This is a genomic window from Klebsiella terrigena (assembly GCF_006539725.1).
Taxonomy (GTDB): Bacteria; Pseudomonadota; Gammaproteobacteria; order Enterobacterales; family Enterobacteriaceae; genus Klebsiella; species Klebsiella terrigena.
This window is the reverse complement of record NZ_BJNO01000007.1, coordinates 61671-77503: the sequence shown is the minus strand read 5'-3', so window position 1 is coordinate 77503 and position 15833 is coordinate 61671. Positions and strand designations below refer to the sequence as shown.

Genomic DNA, 15833 nt, shown 5'->3' with positions numbered 1-15833 from the left:
TTTGTAAGCTTTCTCCCAAAACAATCTGTTATGGCTAGTTGACCTTATCATTTGCAAGCCCTATCGTTTGTCAGCCCTGCCACTACTGCGGCTCGCAGAGACCCTCTTCCGGCACTGTCCAGCAGGTTTTACCCCTTGATGCCAGGGGATGCACATGGCGTCTTTTTGATTGTTAACTATGAACCTCACCCTGAAAGAAACGCTGGTCGCTCGTGGATTGGTCCTGAACCCGTGGACCGGATTCTACTTTTTACAGTCTCTGCTGATTAACCTGGCCCTTGGCTACGATTTTAGCCTGCTCTATGCCGTTGCCTTTACATGCGTGCTACATCTGCTGTGGCGCAGCTTTCCGCGCGCTCAGAAGGTCGTGGTCGGCGGCTACTCGCTGCTTGCCGCGCTCTATTATCCGTTTGGCCAGGCCTACGGAGCGCCCAATTTCAATACGCTGCTGGCGCTACACGCCACCAACGTCGAAGAATCCACCGAAATTTTGACCATCTTCCCGTGGTACAGCTATCTGCTGGCGGTGTTTATTTTTGCGCTGGGCGTTATTGCCGTGCGTCGCAAGCCGGACGAACGCAAGCGCTGGAGCAAAATGGACAGCCTCGGCCTGCTGTTCAGCGTCGGCATTTTCTTCCTCCAGCCGGTACAAAATCTGGCCTGGGGCGGCGTCTTCAAAGTGATTGATACCGGCTACCCGGCTCTGCGCTTCGTCAAAGACGTGGTGGTAAATAACAACGAGGTGCTGGATGAGCAGGCGCGCATGGCGCAGCTGGCGAATATCAAGGACAGCTGGCACGTCGTGGCGGTGAAGCCCAAATATCACCTGTACGTGGTGGTGATTGGCGAAAGCGCGCGGCGCGACGCGCTCGGCGCCTTCGGCGGCCACTGGGACAACACCCCTTTCGCCAGCTCGGTGAACGGCTATCTGTTCAACGACTACATTGCGGCCAGCGGTTCAACGCAAAAGTCGCTGGGCCTGACGCTTAACCGGGTCGTTGACGGCAAGCCGCAGTATCAGGATAACTTCGTCACGCTGGCCAACCGCGCGGGCTTCCAGACCTGGTGGTTCTCGAATCAGGGGCAAATCGGCGAGTACGATACGGCGATTGCCAGTATTGCCAAACGCGCCGACGAGGTGCAGTTCCTCAAAAACGGCGATTTTGAGGCCAATAAAAATACCCAGGACGAGCAGCTGCTGAAGCTAACCGAGCAGGTCCTGTCGACCCAGCGCACGCAGCCGCAGCTGATCGTTCTGCATTTGATGGGCTCACACCCGCAGGCCTGCGACCGCACCAGGGGAAAATATACCGTATTCGTGCAGTCGAAGGAGACCTCGTGCTACCTCTACAGCATGACGCAAACGGATGCCCTGCTGGGCAAACTTTATAGCCAGCTGCAGAACTCCGGCGACAGCTTCTCGATGACCTATTTCTCCGATCACGGCCTGGCCTTCAAGGAGCGCGGGAAAGAGGTGCAGTACCTGGCGCACGACGATAAGTTCCAGCAGAACTTCCAGGTGCCGTTCATGGTGCTGTCCAGCGATGATAAAGCGCACAAGGTTATTAAAGCCCGCCGCTCGGCCAACGATTTCCTCGGCTTCTTCTCGCAGTGGACCGGGATCGCTGCCGAGGAAATCAAGCCGCGCTATCGCTTTATCTCTGAGCAAAAGGCCGGACCGGTTTTCATCACCAACTTCCAGCTGCAAAAAGTGGACTATACCCATCTGGGTAGCGACCTGTTCACCACCCAGTAGACCGCCTCATTCGCCATCGGGATGCCGATGGCGACGGGTTTTATCGAATGACAGGCAAAAAAAATCCGCCCCTTGAGGCGGATTTTTTATATCACCGAAGTGATTAGAAGCGGTAACCAACGCCCGCGATCCAGGTACCAACGTCAACGTTACGAATGCGAGACTGCTCGTAAGAGAAGTCCAGAGCAACGTTTTCGATCGGGTTGAACTGCAGACCAGCGCCGTAGGAGAAACCGTAGTCGCTCATGTCAGCTTTGTTCGGGTAGCTGTTGTCCTGGAATTTACCGTAACCAACACCCACTACGCCGTAGATGCTTGCCCAGTCGTTGATACGGTAAGCCGGACCAGCGGTGATGCCGTAGTACTGGCCTTTTTCGTATACGCCAGATTCGGTGCGATCTTTTTCAGTGTAAGTGAAGGAACCGATAACACCCAGCGGGCTATTGTCTTGCTCGTAACGGTACTTCAGGTTGAAACCGCCTGCTTTATTCGCTTCGCCCTGCATGTCGCTCTGAGCATAACCACCGGTAACGGTAGAAGTTGCAGCGAACGCGGTACCTACGGATGCAGCCAGTACAACAGCCAGTGCTGAAAAACGTGCAATTTTATTCATAACCACCTCAAATGTGTTTCTAATAAGTCCTAAGTCTTAAATATATCAAAAACTTTCGGGAAACTCTTTTCACTTTACACTGTCTAACATACTTTTTCATGTAACTAAAAGTTTCCACAAAACTATAACAATCTGGAAAACAACCGTTTTTAGCGGATACAATCCTATTTATGCGCGCAGCTCGCCGGACGTGCATCCAGATTATTCCTAATCACCAGACGAGTGTTTCAGCGGTGTGCTTGCGATTGTACTCCTCTCTCCGGGGATTTTTTCAACAATAGCTCAACTGCGGTTGGGTAATTCATTTACACTGGAACCTTTACCGGTTTTGACAAATTTTGACAGGAGAAAGGATGCCCGGCTCGTCCCGTAAGGTCCCGGCGTGGTTGCCGACGGCTGTTATTTTAATCGCCATGATCTCGATTCAGAGCGGCGCATCGCTGGCGAAATCGCTCTTCCCGCTGGTTGGCGCGCCCGGCGTGACGGCCCTGCGCCTGGCGCTAGGCACCCTGATTCTGGTGGTCATTTTCAAGCCCTGGCGGCTGCGCTTCGCCCGCGAACAGCGCCTGCCGCTGCTCTTTTACGGCCTCGCGCTGGGGGCGATGAACTATCTGTTCTATCTCTCTATTCAGCGCATACCGCTGGGCATTGCGGTGGCCCTCGAGTTTACCGGCCCGCTGGCGGTGGCCCTCTTTGGCTCGCGGCGTCCGCTCGATTTCGTATGGGTGGTTCTGGCGGTTCTGGGGCTATGGTATCTCCTGCCGCTGGGTCAGGACGTGGCGCAGGTCGATCTCACCGGCGCGCTGCTGGCGCTGGGCGCCGGGGCCTGCTGGGCGGTCTATATTCTTACCGGCCAGCGCGCGGGCGAAGAGCACGGCCCGGCAACGGTGGCGATGGGCTCGCTCATTGCCGCGGTGATTTTTGTGCCGCTGGGTATGCTGCAGGCAACCGATACGCTGTTCCAGTGGTCGCTGCTGCCGCTGGGCCTGGCGATCGCCGTGCTCTCTACCGCGCTCCCCTACTCGCTGGAAATGATCGCCCTGACCCGCATGCCGACCAAAACATTCGGCACGCTGATGAGCATGGAGCCCGCCCTTGCCGCGCTGTCGGGAATGGTGTTCCTTGGCGAGACGCTGACCTTCACGCAAACCCTGGCGCTGGGGGCAATTATCCTCGCCTCGATGGGTTCGACGCTGACGATGCGGCGGGAAACGCAGCTCAAAAAAGTCGATATCGGCTAATTTGTCAGACGGTTCTGTACGGCCGCCGCGCCGTACAGCGCTGACGCATAAAAAACTCAACCCATTGATTTAAATACCTTTCAAATTATCAACAAGCCTGCGCTATCAAACCGATAGAGACTACCGACACCGCCTTCTGCGTATCCGTTGCTATACTTGTCCCCATGAGTTACCGGGGGCAAGCGCTCCATATGATTCGAATTTGATGTATGACGAGTATAAATATCAAGAGGATATGAAACTATGAGTACCGCAAAACTGGTTAAAACTAAAGCATCTAACCTGCTCTATACCCGCAACGATGTGACCGACAGCGAAAAGAAAGCCACCGTCGAGCTGCTCAATCGTCAGGTTATCCAGTTCATCGACCTGTCGCTGATCACCAAACAGGCTCACTGGAATATGCGCGGTGCCAACTTTATTGCCGTTCATGAAATGCTGGACGGTTTCCGCACGGCGCTGACCGATCACCTCGATACGATGGCCGAACGCGCCGTCCAGCTCGGCGGCGTTGCGCTGGGCACCACGCAGGTTATCAACAGCAAAACTCCGCTGAAAAGCTACCCGCTGGACATTCACACCGTCCAGGACCACCTGAAAGAGCTGGCCGACCGCTACGCGATCGTGGCGAACGACGTGCGCAAAGCGATTAGCGAGGCAAAAGACGAAGATACGGCCGATATCTTCACCGCCGCTTCTCGCGATCTGGATAAATTCCTGTGGTTTATCGAATCTAATATCGAATAATCACCACCCCGACTGCCGTCAGCTCCGCTGGCGGCATTGCACCACCCTCCTCGCCTCACGTTTCCCGTTTTTTTTATCGCCTCGCGCCATCGCACTATTTTAGTGCATCACAATGGTTAAAATGCGTACTAAAGTAAATCAAATGTAATAATCACCTCACACAATCGTTACAGCAAGATTGTTTTCCCATCGGTGTTTGCGTTAAAAATGCTCTTGTTATTCGGCATATTTATGACGCACCAAAACAACGCCCCGCCGTGGTGCAGATTGCGTTTGCCAGACCCGAAAGCGTGCAACAGGAACCACTCTGGTTGTTATAAAACAACAAGTTGTAAAACTGGCACGTTTTTTTCATAGGGTTACTCGTTCTCGCAGGGGATCGTCCCGTGGATATAAAAGGAAATGCTATGAAGTCTGTATTAAAAGTTTCACTGGCTGCACTGACCCTGGCTTTTGCGGTTTCTTCCCAGGCCGCTGAAAAACAACTGATTGTTGCGACCGATACGGCGTTTGTTCCGTTTGAATTTAAGCAAGGCGATAAGTACGTTGGCTTCGATGTCGACCTGTGGGCCGCCATCGCCAAAGAGCTGAAGCTGGACTATGCCCTGAAGCCAATGGATTTCAGCGGCATCATCCCGGCGCTGCAAACGAAAAACATCGACCTCGCGCTGGCGGGGATTACCATTACCGAAGAGCGTAAAAAAGCGATCGACTTCTCCGATGGCTACTATAAAAGCGGCCTGCTGGTGATGGTGAAAGCGAACAACAACGATATCAAAGACGTGAAGGATCTGAACGGCAAAGTGGTCGCGGTTAAAGGCGGCACCGGCTCCGTTGACTACGCCAAGGCTAACATCAAAACCAAAGACCTGCGCCAGTTCCCGAACATCGATAACGCCTACATGGAGCTGGGTACCGGCCGCGCTGATGCCGTGCTGCACGATACGCCAAACATCCTCTACTTCATCAAAACCGCCGGCCACGGCCAGTTCAAAGCGGTAGGTGACTCGCTGGAAGCGCAGAGCTACGGCATCGCGTTCCCGAAAGGCAGCGACGAACTGCGTGAAAAAGTGAACGGCGCGCTGAAAACCCTGCGCGAAAACGGCACCTACAACGAAATTTATAAAAAATGGTTCGGTACTGAGCCAAAATAATAATCAGACCGTATCCGCACGGATATATCTCTTACCGGCCTGCTGAGGTCTGGTAGCCCGGCATCGGCGCTTGCGCCCTCTGCCGGGGATCGCCTCGCAGCAGGCCTGAGTCATTTTTTCTCAGAGGGCCATCCTCTGTTTTCGACACGGTAACAGGAACGAATTATGCAGTTTGACTGGAGTGCCATCTGGCCCGCCATTCCAATTTTGCTGGAAGGCGCCAAAATGACGCTGTGGATCTCGGTCCTCGGCCTGGCTGGCGGTCTGATAATCGGCCTCGTCGCCGGTTTCGCCCGCTGCTTTGGCGGCTGGATAGCGAACCACATCGCGCTGGTCTTTATTGAAATTATTCGCGGCACCCCGATCGTGGTGCAGGTCATGTTTATCTACTTCGCCCTGCCGATGGCGTTTAATGATTTGCGCATCGATCCATTCTCCGCCGCGGTGGTGACCATCATGATCAACTCCGGCGCCTACATCGCAGAAATTACCCGCGGCGCGGTGCTCTCTATCCACAAGGGCTTCCGCGAAGCCGGCCTGGCGCTCGGCCTGTCACGAAGCGAAACGATTCGCCACGTGATCCTGCCGCTGGCGCTGCGCCGCATGCTGCCGCCGCTGGGTAACCAGTGGATCATCAGCATCAAAGATACCTCGCTCTTTATCGTCATCGGCGTTGCCGAACTGACCCGCCAGGGACAGGAGATTATTGCCGGTAACTTCCGCGCGCTGGAGATCTGGAGCGCCGTTGCCGTTATCTATCTCATTATCACCCTGGTTCTGAGCTTTATTCTGCGCCGTCTTGAAAGAAGGATGAAAATCCTGTGATTGAATTTAAAAACGTTTCCAAGCACTTTGGCCCAACCAAGGTGCTGCACGATATCGATCTGAAGATTAACCAAGGTGAAGTCGTGGTGATTATCGGGCCTTCCGGCTCCGGTAAATCAACCCTGCTGCGCTGCATCAACAAACTGGAAGAGATAACCAGCGGCGAGCTGATTGTCGACGGCCTGAAGGTCAACGATCCGAAGGTAGACGATCGCCTGATCCGCCAGGAAGCCGGCATGGTGTTCCAGCAGTTCTATCTCTTCCCGCACCTGACGGCGCTGGAGAACGTCATGTTCGGACCGCTGCGCGTGCGCGGCGCGAAGAAAGAGGCGGCCGAGAAGCTGGCGAAAGGTCTGCTGGAAAAAGTGGGGCTGGCGGAACGCGCGCACCACTATCCTTCAGAGCTCTCCGGCGGCCAGCAGCAGCGTGTAGCCATCGCCCGCGCGCTGGCGGTGAAGCCGAAGATGATGCTGTTCGATGAGCCTACCTCCGCGCTGGATCCGGAGCTGCGTCATGAAGTGCTGAAGGTGATGCAGGATCTGGCAGAGGAAGGGATGACGATGGTTATCGTGACCCACGAAATCGGCTTCGCCGAAAAAGTGGCCTCACGCCTGATCTTCATCGACAAAGGGCGTATCGCGGAAGATGGCGATCCGCAGGTTCTGGTCAAGAACCCGCCAAGCCCGCGCCTGCGCGAATTCCTGCAGCACGTCGCCTGATAGCCACCGGCTCCCCCGTCGCGGGGAGCCGCTTTCCAGATTCATCCCACCCCCGTCCTCCCGACATCGTCTTCTATACTTACTGGTTTGAGACGCAATGGAGGTGCTCGTGCCGTGGATCCTGTTACTGCTTGCCGCTCTATTTACCGCCCCGCTTTCGGCCGCAGCCCTGCCCGGCGTCCCGACCGCCGCCCCGCAGCAGTCCGCCAGCAACGAACCCGACCTTGAGAAGAAAAAGGCCGCCTACGCGGCGCTGGCCGACGTGCTGGATAACGACGCCGCTCGCAAGGAGCTCATCGACCAGCTGCGCTCCGCCGCCGCCACGCCGCCGCCGGCCAGCGCGCCAACGCTGACGCCGCCGAAAGAGGAAGAGCAGCCGACGGTGCTGGAAAACGTCACCCACATCAGCCGCGAATACGGCGAGCGCTTCTCGTCGCGTTTCTCGCAGCTGTGGCGCAATATTACCGGCGCGCCGCATAAGCCTTTCCATGCCGATACCTTCCGCCACGCCGCGAGCACCTTCCTGATGCTGGCGGCGCTGGTCTTTGCCTTCTGGTGGCTGGTGCGGCTGGCCGCGCTGCCGCTGTATCGCAAAATGGGCCAGTGGGGGCGGCATAAAAACCACGATCGCAGCAACTGGCTGCAGCTGCCGGCCACGATTGCCGGCGCCTTTATCTTCGACCTGATCCTGCTGGCGCTCACGCTGTTCGTTGGCCAGCTGCTCAGTGACAGGCTCAACGGCGGCAACCGCACCATCGCCTTCCAGCAAAGCCTGTTCCTGAACGCCTTCGCGCTGATCGAGTTCTTCAAAGCTATTCTGCGGCTGATTTTCTGCCCACGGGTGGCGGATCTGCGGCCGTTTAACCTCAGCGACGACAGTGCAAAATACTGGAACCTGCGCCTGAGCGCGCTCAGCAGCCTGATTGGCTACGGCCTGATCGTCGCCGTGCCGATTATCTCCAACCAGGTCAACGTCCAGGTCGGCGCGCTGGCCAACGTGGCCATTATGCTGTGCATCACCCTGTGGGCGCTGTACCTGATTTTTCATAACAAGCACGTGATTACCGAAGGGCTGATTCATCTGGCGGACCGCTCGCTGGCCTTCTTCAGCCTGTTTATCCGCGCCTTCGCGCTGGTCTGGCACTGGCTGGCCTGCGCCTATTTTATCGTGCTGTTTTTCTTTTCGCTTTTCGACCCGGGCAACAGCCTGAAGTTTATGATGGGCGCCACGGTGCGCAGCCTGGCGATCGTCGGCGCCGCGGCGCTGATCTCCGGCATTTTGTCGCGCTGGATAGCCAAAACCATCACCCTGTCGCCGCAAACCCAGCGCAGCTATCCTGAGCTGCAGAAGCGGCTTAACGGCTGGATCTCCGTGGCGCTGAAGGTGGCGCGCATTTTGGTGGTCGCCGTCGCCATTATGCTGCTGCTCAGCGCCTGGGGACTGTTCGATTTCTGGAACTGGATGCATAACGGCGCCGGGCAGAAGGCGGTGGATGTGATGATCCGCATCGCGCTGATCCTGTTCTTCTCCGCCATCGGCTGGACGCTGCTCGCCAGCCTGATAGAAAACCGCCTCGCCTCGGATATTCACGGACGTCCGCTACCCGGCGCCCGGGCGAGAACGCTGCTGACGCTGTTTCGCAACGCGCTGGCGGTGATCATCAGCACCATCACCGTCATGATCCTGCTCTCGGAAGTGGGGGTCAATATCGCCCCGCTGCTGGCAGGCGCGGGGGCGCTGGGGCTGGCAATCTCCTTCGGCGCGCAAACGCTGGTGAAAGATATTATCACCGGCATTTTTATCCAGTTTGAAAACGGGATGAACACCGGCGATCTGGTGACGATCGGGCCGTTAACCGGCACGGTGGAGCGGATGTCGATTCGCTCGGTCGGGGTGCGCCAGGATACCGGCGCCTACCACATTATTCCGTGGTCTTCGATCACCACCTTCGCCAACTTCGTGCGCGGGATCGGCTCGGTGGTGGCTAACTACGACGTCGACCGCCATGAGGATCTGGATAAGGCTAGCCGGGCGCTGAAGGATGCGGTGGCGGACGTGATGGCCCAGGAGGAGGTGCGCGGGCTGGTGATTGGCGAGCCGTCGTTTGCCGGGCTTGTCGGCCTGAGCAATACCGCCTTTACCCTACGGGTGACGTTTACCACGCTGCCGCTGAAGCAGTGGACGGTGCGTTTTGCGCTGGATACGCAGGTTAAAAGGCATTTCGACCTTGCCGGCGTGCGCGCCCCGGTGCAAACCTACCAGGTGCTGCCGATGACGCCCGCCGCCGTTGACGGGCCGCCGGCCCCGGCGGAACCAACGCTATAGCGCCCCGGCTGCGCGGAGCAGACCGGGGCGCTAACAACGCTAAGCAGAGACGCCGAACGGCTTAAAACGGGCGTCGGCGCTTTGCTTCATCCATAAAGGTCCAGGCGATAAAGCGGCTCTGCTTCTGCCCCTGCGCCATCTCTTTTTTCACCACCTTCACCGCGCCGACTTCGGTCAGGGCACGATACAGCGGCGGCAGGTTGTCGCCGCGGGAGACCAGCGACGTAAACCATTTCACCTGGCGCCCAAACTGCTGGCTCTCCTCAATCATGCGGGTGATGAAGGCCACTTCGCCGCCTTCGCACCATAGCTCCTGCTGCTGGCCGCCAAAGTTCATCACGCTATCGGCGCCGAGGCCCAGGTTACGGCGCTTGCGCTCGCCGCCCGCCTGCGCGCTGGCGGCAGAATCGTGGAACGGCGGGTTGCACAGCGTCGCGTCAAAGCATTCGTTTTTATGGATAACGCCGGTAAAGATCGCCGTGGCGTCTTTTTGACGACGCAGGCGAATCTGGCGGCTCATTCCCGGGTTGCCGCTGATAATAGCCAGCGCGCTGGAGAGCGCCTCCTGGCTGGTTTCGCTGCCGGTAAAGCGCCAGCCGTATTCATGCGCGCCGATCAGCGGATAGATGCAGTTTGCGCCGGTACCGATATCCAGAATGCTCGCACTCTCGGGGATCGTGCCGGTATCCAGCGCCAGCAGGTCGGCGAGATGGTGGATATAATCCGCCCTTCCCGGCACCGGCGGACACAGGAAGCCATCCGGAATGTCCCAGTGTTTCACCGCGTAAAAGTGCGCCAGCAGCGCCTTATTCAGCGCCTTCACCGCGAGTGGGTTGGCAAAGTCAACGGTCTGCTCGCCCGCCGGATTCAGGGTGATAAAACCCTCGAGCTCGGGGTGAGCCAGGCAGAGCTCGGGCAAATCATAACGTTGATGGTGACGGTTACGCGGGTGTAACCCCGGTTTCTGGGCTTTCATGGCAATCTCCTTTGAACAGCCGCGTAAGATACCCGTTGACGGCGGCGCGGTAAATAAGGGAGTCTGGATATCTCCTCTTCGGTTACGGGTATTCTATGTATTTCTATCAACCTTCGCAGGGACACGGGCTGCCACACGACCCGCTTAACGCCATTATCGGGCCGCGTCCTATCGGCTGGATCGCCTCGCTGGATGCGGCAGGACAGCGCAATCTCGCGCCCTACAGTTTCTTTAACTGCTTCAACTATCGGCCACCAATTATCGGCTTTGCCAGCAGCGGTTGGAAGGATAGCGTACAGAATATTGTCGAAACGAAAGAATTTGTCTGGAACCTGGCAACCCGCCCGCTGGCCGAAGCCATGAACGAGACCTCTGCCAGCCTCCCGCGCCACGAAGATGAATTCACCCGCGCCGGGCTGACCGCCGCCGCCAGCCGGATCGTCGCCGCCCCGCGGGTTGCACAAAGCCCGGTGAACTTTGAGTGCCGCCTCTCGCAGTGCATCCGCCTGACCACCGCCGACGGCACTCCCGTCGACAGCTGGCTGGTACTTGGCGAGGTTGTCGCGGTCCATATCGACGAATCGCTGCTGGAAGAGGGCATCTATCAGACCGCCAAAGCCCAGCCTATCCTGCGCGCCGGCGGCCCGAGCGCCTACTACAGTATTGATGAAAGCCAGCGTTTTGACCTGATCCGCCCCGACGCCCGCTAGCGCTGTCCCGGCGCCGACTCGCCGTCCGTGCGACGCGACCTTATTCGCACGGGCGGGCGAGCGGCATTTGCCCAAAAAAATCGTTGTTTAGCCTCAATTTTTTATCCTGAATATCCTGTGGCAAAGGCCTAAACTTAGAGTATGTCCCATGCCGTTAATGAGGATATGCTCATGAGAAAATCTCTGCTGCTACTCGCGACTGTCGCCCTTGCCGCCGCCTCTTTTACTGCCCAGCCCGCAGCCCCCCTCTCCGCTCCCGCCGACCCCGCCCCGCTGCGGCCTTCAGGCAGCGTCTCCGCCTCCGGCGCCAGCAATCTTGACGATCTGCAGGTAAAGCTGGCGCAAAAAGCGCATCAGCAGGGGGCGATAGCCTGGCGAATCAACGCTGCCGGCGGCACAAACAGGTTGGCAGGCACCGCCATCATCTATAAATAACGCCCCGACGGCCCGGACAGGGAGCGAATTTCCCACCGCCCTGGCCCGCGTTCGCCCTGTTCTCTGCTGACAAAATCGGTTTATGTAGAAAAAATGCAGTGAATGTAAACAAATGTATTTATTTTTTTATAAATGAGTGATAGAAATCTGCCGTTATTTGATAATGCTTATCACAATCATTATCAAAATCATTGTTATTGTAACAACACCTGCAGTGGCCGAGGCACGGCCTGGCTTTGCCTGCGGTCTTAATGGCTCAAATTAAAACTATAAGTTGCTCATGGATATGGATAAAAAACATAATTTACCGTTCAGCAGTTTTGGCTCGCTGACGATCTTTACCGGCCTGTGTCTGAGCCTGTCGCCGACAGGCCAGGTGCTGGCAGCCGATAGCACTGAAAAAAACGGCGGTGAAACGCTGGTGGTAGAGGCGCAGGCGCCCTCGCTGTATGCCCCAACCCAGTCCGCTGACCCCAAGTTTTCCCGACCGCTGGTCGACACCACCCGTACGGTAACGGTGGTTTCCGAACAGGTGATGAAAGATCAGGGCGTCACCAACCTCACCGATGCGTTGAAAAACGTGCCGGGCGTGGGGGCCTTTTATGCCGGTGAAAACGGCAACTCTTCCACCGGCGACTCCATCTATATGCGCGGTGCCGATACGTCAAACAGCATCTACGTTGATGGCGTTCGCGATATCGGTAGCGTGACCCGCGATACCTTTAACACCGAGCAGGTAGAAGTCATCAAGGGGCCATCGGGTTCTGACTATGGCCGCAGCGCGCCAACCGGCTCGATCAATATGATCAGCAAGCAGCCGCGTCTGGACTCCGGCATTGACGCCTCCGCCAGCGTCGGCAGCGCCTGGTTCCGCCGCGGTACGCTCGACATCAACCAGGCGGTCGGCGAAACCAGCGCGGTGCGTCTGAACCTGATGGGGGAGAAAACCCACGACGCCGGTCGCGATAACGTTAAAAATGAACGCTACGGGATTGCGCCGTCGGCCGCCTTCGGCCTCGGTACTGAGAACCGTCTCTATCTCAACTATCTGCACGTGACCCAGCACAACACGCCGGACGGCGGTATTCCGACCATCGGCCTGCCGGGATACTCCGCGCCGAGCGCGGGAACCGCGGCTCTGAACCACTCCGGTAAAGTCGCAACCAGCAACTTCTACGGCACCGAGTCGGATTACGACGATTCCACGACCGATACGGTGACCATGCGCTTTGAGCACGACCTGAGCGATACCACGACCATCCGCAACACCACCCGCTGGTCGCGCGTGAAGCAGGATTATTTGCTCACCGCGGTGATGGGCGGCGCATCAAATATTACCCAGCCGAACCCGAACGACGTCGGCACCTGGACCTGGTCGCGCCTGGCTAACACCAAGGACGTCAGCAACAAAATCCTGACCAACCAGACCAACCTGACCACAAAGTTCTATACCGGATCGATCGGTCATGACATCAGCACCGGCTTCGAGCTGACCCGCGAAACGCAGACCAACTACGGGGTTTATCCCATCACGCCTCCGGCGGTGAATATTTACCACCCGAACAGCGCGATCTCCATCGGCGGCCTGGATCGCAGCGGCGCCAACGCCAACGGCCAGACCGACACCTTCGGGATATACGCCTTTGATACCCTGCAGATTACCCGGGACTTTGAGATCAACGGCGGCATTCGTCTGGATAACTACCAGACTCAATACGATAGCGCGAGCCTGTGTGGCGGCACCGGTCGTGGGGCAGTGGCCTGCCCGGCCGGCGTGGCAAGAAACAGTCCGGTAACCACCGTTGATACCTCAACCAGCGGCAACCTGGTTAACTGGAAAGCCGGCGCGCTGTATCACCTGACCGATAACGGCAACGTCTACGTCAACTACGCCATCTCTCAGCAGCCTCCGGGCGGCAACAACTTTGCCCTGGCGCAGAGCGGAACGGGAAATAGCGCTAACCGCACTGATTTCCAGCCGCAGAAAGCGAAAACCAGCGAAGTGGGCACCAAGTGGGAGTTGATGGACAAGCGCCTGCTGCTGACGGCGGCCCTGTTCCGTACCGATATTGAAAACGAAGTCGAGCAAAACGACGACGGCACCTACTCGCAGTACGGTAAAAAACGCGTCGAAGGCTACGAGCTGTCGCTGGCCGGCAACATCACGCCGGACTGGCAGGTTATCGGCGGATATACCCAGCAGCACGCCAGCATCAGAGAAGGCAGCAACGTCACCCAGGATGGCACCAGCGCGCTGCCGTATACGCCTGAGCACGCCTTTACCGTCTGGAGCCAGTATCAAGCCACCGATGCCCTTGCCCTTGGCGCCGGCGCGCGCTATATCGGCAGTATGCACCGCGGCAGCGATGGCGCCGTCGGCACGCCGTCCTATACCGAAGGCTACTGGGTGGCAGATGCGAAGGTCGGCTATCGCATTAACCGTAACCTCGATCTGCAGCTGAACGTCTATAACCTGTTTGATACCAACTATGTCGCCTCAATCAACAAGAGCGGCTACCGTTATCATCCGGGCGAGCCGCGTACGTTCCTGCTGACCGCCAATATGCACTTCTAATCCGCAGCGGGGCGCTTGCGCCCCGCTTGTTCAGGAGAAATAACCATGATGTACCATATTCCCGCCGTCCTCAGCCCACAGGAAGTTGACTATTTTAGCGGGCGGCTGCAGCAGGCCGAGTGGGTTGACGGACGCGCAACCACCGGCGATCAGGGCGCGCAGGTAAAAAATAATCAGCAGGTAGATACCCGCAGCGCGCTGTACGACGAGCTGCAGGGTAAAGTGCTGGCGGCGCTCAACCGCAGCTCGCTGTTTTTCGCCGCCGCGCTGCCAAAAACCCTCTCCAGCCCGCTTTTCAACCGCTACCAGCAGAGCGAAACCTACGGTTTTCACGTTGACGGCGCGGTGCGCAGTCAGGCCCAGGGCGGCTGGATGCGCACCGACCTTTCCGCCACCCTGTTTCTGAGCGCCCCGGAGGACTATACCGGCGGCGAGCTGGTCATCAACGATACCTACGGACAGCACGCGGTTAAGCTCCCGGCGGGCGATCTGGTGCTCTACCCTTCCAGCAGCCTGCACTGCGTGACCCCGGTGACCCAGGGTGCCCGCGTCGCCTCCTTCCTGTGGGTTCAGTCGATGATCCGCGATGATAAACGGCGCGCGATGCTGTTTGAGCTGGACGGCACTATCCAGGCGCTGAAGAGCCGCCACGGCGAGAGTGAAGAGGTCCTGTCGCTGCTCAACCTGTACCATAACCTGCTGCGGGAATGGTCAGAGATCTAAGCCTTGTCTGACCCTTTTCTGCCCCCATCTTATCTATACTCTTCTTATTTCCGGCGGCCGTCGCGCTGATAAAGCGCGCTCACGCCGCGCCGTTTTCCGCGTTCCGGGAAAGCGCGGCTCCCGCCGCCAGGCGGCAGAGTGAACGATTTTGACTCTCTGTTAATTGATACAGCATCAGATGGGAGGTACATCATGGCATCAGGCTGGGCAAATGATGACGCGGTGCAGCAGCAGATCGACAGCACGATTGACGATGCGGTTGCGCGGGCGCGAAGCGAGCTACCGGGCGGCGAGAGCCACAAATTTTGTGATGAATGCGGGGAGCCCATTCCTGAGGCCCGACGCAGGGCCATTGCCGGGGTCAGGTACTGCGTGAAATGCCAACAGGATAAAGACTTACATAACAATACATTTTCAGGATATAATCGTCGTGGTTCCAAGGACAGCCAGCTACGCTGACCTTCCTTTACCGTTCATTACCGCAGATCGCATTATCTTTTCGCGCACGTTTTTTGGCGAATAAAGTAGCAAAATGTGCCCTAAAAGCCCGCAGCACTTTTCTGCCAAAGCCGACGCCCTGTCGCTGATAAATAATTTATTAATAATCAATAAATTAATAATCATTCAAAAAATTCGATGGAGACTGTTAATTTCCTTCGATTTTATATCTCGCAAAAAAACGTGATACTTCTCACATCGACGGAACATCGTCACCCTAACAGAACAACCTGCGAGAGATTAACTATGAAAACCATCAAATATGCTGCCGCTGCTATCGCCCTGTCCGCTCTGTCCTTTGGTGCTTTCGCCGCTCAGTCGGTCACCCCAGCTCAGGCAGAGAGCATGAACAAAATCGGCGTCGTTTCTGCTGAAGGCGCAACGACTCTGGATGGCCTGGAGGCCAAACTGGCTGCTAAAGCGGATGCCGCTGGCGCAACTGGTTACAGCATCACCTCCGCTAACACCAACAACAAAGTTAGCGGTACCGCGGTTATCTATAAATAATCGCCGCCCGACCCTGTAGTGCCACTGT

15 protein-coding genes are annotated in these 15833 nt (G+C 57.3%); 13 read left to right on the top strand and 2 right to left on the bottom strand.

Annotated elements, in window-relative coordinates; translation table 11 throughout:
• The first annotated feature begins 178 nt into the window (after positions 1-178).
• The gene (locus RTE01_RS10710) at positions 179-1756 is read left to right on the top strand and encodes a phosphoethanolamine transferase (RefSeq protein ID WP_076945009.1); all 1578 of its coding nucleotides are present in this window, start codon (positions 179-181) and stop codon (positions 1754-1756) included.
• A gap of 103 nt (positions 1757-1859) precedes the next feature.
• On the opposite strand, the gene ompX is transcribed toward RTE01_RS10710, so the two are convergent.
• Complete coding sequence (ompX, locus tag RTE01_RS10705) at positions 1860-2369, bottom strand: outer membrane protein OmpX (RefSeq protein WP_041144712.1); 510 nt, start codon at positions 2367-2369, stop codon at positions 1860-1862.
• Positions 2370-2722: 353 nt separating this feature from the next.
• Between ompX and rhtA the strand changes: the two genes are divergently transcribed.
• The 6 genes from rhtA to ybiO all read left to right on the top strand — a co-directional run bounded on the left by rhtA (position 2723) and on the right by ybiO (position 9381).
• Positions 2723-3610, top strand: a complete 888-nt coding sequence (gene rhtA / locus RTE01_RS10700) for a threonine/homoserine exporter RhtA (RefSeq protein WP_041144711.1) — start codon at positions 2723-2725, stop codon at positions 3608-3610.
• Between the two features lie 243 nt (positions 3611-3853).
• Positions 3854-4357 (top strand): DNA starvation/stationary phase protection protein Dps, encoded by a 504-nt coding sequence (gene dps, locus RTE01_RS10695; protein WP_041144710.1) that lies wholly within the window; start codon positions 3854-3856, stop codon positions 4355-4357.
• 407 nt (positions 4358-4764) lie between these two features.
• Complete coding sequence (gene glnH, locus RTE01_RS10690) at positions 4765-5511, top strand: glutamine ABC transporter substrate-binding protein GlnH (RefSeq protein ID WP_041144709.1); 747 nt, start codon at positions 4765-4767, stop codon at positions 5509-5511.
• Between the two features lie 165 nt (positions 5512-5676).
• Positions 5677-6336, top strand: coding sequence for a glutamine ABC transporter permease GlnP (gene glnP, locus RTE01_RS10685; RefSeq protein WP_041144708.1), 660 nt, complete (start codon positions 5677-5679; stop codon positions 6334-6336).
• A complete protein-coding gene (glnQ, locus tag RTE01_RS10680) occupies positions 6333-7055 on the top strand; it encodes a glutamine ABC transporter ATP-binding protein GlnQ (protein WP_041144707.1) in 723 nt (240 codons plus the stop codon). The genes glnP and glnQ overlap by 4 nt, the downstream gene beginning before the upstream one ends.
• Positions 7056-7164: 109 nt before the next feature.
• Positions 7165-9381: a mechanosensitive channel protein gene (ybiO, locus tag RTE01_RS10675; RefSeq protein ID WP_115193997.1), complete on the top strand. Its 2217-nt coding sequence runs from the start codon at positions 7165-7167 to the stop codon at positions 9379-9381.
• 61 nt (positions 9382-9442) lie between these two features.
• Here the strand turns inward: ybiO and rlmF are convergent, their stop codons facing one another.
• Positions 9443-10357: a 23S rRNA (adenine(1618)-N(6))-methyltransferase RlmF gene (gene rlmF / locus RTE01_RS10670; protein WP_041144706.1), complete on the bottom strand. Its 915-nt coding sequence runs from the start codon at positions 10355-10357 to the stop codon at positions 9443-9445.
• Positions 10358-10452: 95 nt separating this feature from the next.
• On the opposite strand from rlmF, the gene RTE01_RS10665 reads away from it, so the two are divergent.
• The 6 genes from RTE01_RS10665 (at position 10453) to ybiJ (ending at position 15805) form a co-directional block, all read left to right on the top strand.
• A complete protein-coding gene (locus RTE01_RS10665) occupies positions 10453-11067 on the top strand; it encodes a flavin reductase family protein (protein WP_041144705.1) in 615 nt (204 codons plus the stop codon).
• Positions 11068-11238: 171 nt separating this feature from the next.
• Positions 11239-11502, top strand: a complete 264-nt coding sequence (locus RTE01_RS10660; protein WP_134525446.1) for a YdgH/BhsA/McbA family protein — start codon at positions 11239-11241, stop codon at positions 11500-11502.
• Positions 11503-11788: 286 nt separating this feature from the next.
• Positions 11789-14077, top strand: a complete 2289-nt coding sequence (locus tag RTE01_RS10655; RefSeq protein WP_141334997.1) for a catecholate siderophore receptor Fiu — start codon at positions 11789-11791, stop codon at positions 14075-14077.
• Positions 14078-14122: 45 nt separating this feature from the next.
• Positions 14123-14800: a PKHD-type hydroxylase YbiX gene (gene ybiX, locus RTE01_RS10650; protein ID WP_041144703.1), complete on the top strand. Its 678-nt coding sequence runs from the start codon at positions 14123-14125 to the stop codon at positions 14798-14800.
• A gap of 192 nt (positions 14801-14992) precedes the next feature.
• Positions 14993-15259 carry a DksA/TraR family C4-type zinc finger protein gene (locus tag RTE01_RS10645; protein WP_041147552.1) on the top strand — a complete coding sequence of 89 codons (267 nt, stop codon included), beginning with the start codon at positions 14993-14995 and terminating at the stop codon, positions 15257-15259.
• A gap of 285 nt (positions 15260-15544) precedes the next feature.
• Positions 15545-15805, top strand: a complete 261-nt coding sequence (gene ybiJ / locus RTE01_RS10640) for a DUF1471 family protein YbiJ (RefSeq protein ID WP_041144702.1) — start codon at positions 15545-15547, stop codon at positions 15803-15805.
• The last annotated feature ends 28 nt before the right edge of the window (positions 15806-15833 follow it).

Bases quoted from the DNA above. Each gene is read 5' to 3' on its own strand.
- RTE01_RS10710 (WP_076945009.1), top strand. From the start codon at position 179: ATGAACCTCACCCTGAAAGAAACGCTGGTCGCTCGTGGATTGGTCCTG.
- RTE01_RS10655 (WP_141334997.1), top strand. From the start codon at position 11,789: ATGGATAAAAAACATAATTTACCGTTCAGCAGTTTTGGCTCGCTGACG.
- RTE01_RS10645 (WP_041147552.1), top strand. From the start codon at position 14,993: ATGGCATCAGGCTGGGCAAATGATGACGCGGTGCAGCAGCAGATCGAC.
- rhtA (WP_041144711.1), top strand. From the start codon at position 2,723: ATGCCCGGCTCGTCCCGTAAGGTCCCGGCGTGGTTGCCGACGGCTGTT.
- glnP (WP_041144708.1), top strand. From the start codon at position 5,677: ATGCAGTTTGACTGGAGTGCCATCTGGCCCGCCATTCCAATTTTGCTG.
- ybiJ (WP_041144702.1), top strand. From the start codon at position 15,545: ATGAAAACCATCAAATATGCTGCCGCTGCTATCGCCCTGTCCGCTCTG.
- RTE01_RS10665 (WP_041144705.1), top strand. From the start codon at position 10,453: ATGTATTTCTATCAACCTTCGCAGGGACACGGGCTGCCACACGACCCG.
- dps (WP_041144710.1), top strand. From the start codon at position 3,854: ATGAGTACCGCAAAACTGGTTAAAACTAAAGCATCTAACCTGCTCTAT.
- ybiX (WP_041144703.1), top strand. From the start codon at position 14,123: ATGATGTACCATATTCCCGCCGTCCTCAGCCCACAGGAAGTTGACTAT.
- glnH (WP_041144709.1), top strand. From the start codon at position 4,765: ATGAAGTCTGTATTAAAAGTTTCACTGGCTGCACTGACCCTGGCTTTT.
- RTE01_RS10660 (WP_134525446.1), top strand. From the start codon at position 11,239: ATGAGAAAATCTCTGCTGCTACTCGCGACTGTCGCCCTTGCCGCCGCC.
- ompX (WP_041144712.1), bottom strand. From the start codon at position 2,369: ATGAATAAAATTGCACGTTTTTCAGCACTGGCTGTTGTACTGGCTGCA.
- rlmF (WP_041144706.1), bottom strand. From the start codon at position 10,357: ATGAAAGCCCAGAAACCGGGGTTACACCCGCGTAACCGTCACCATCAA.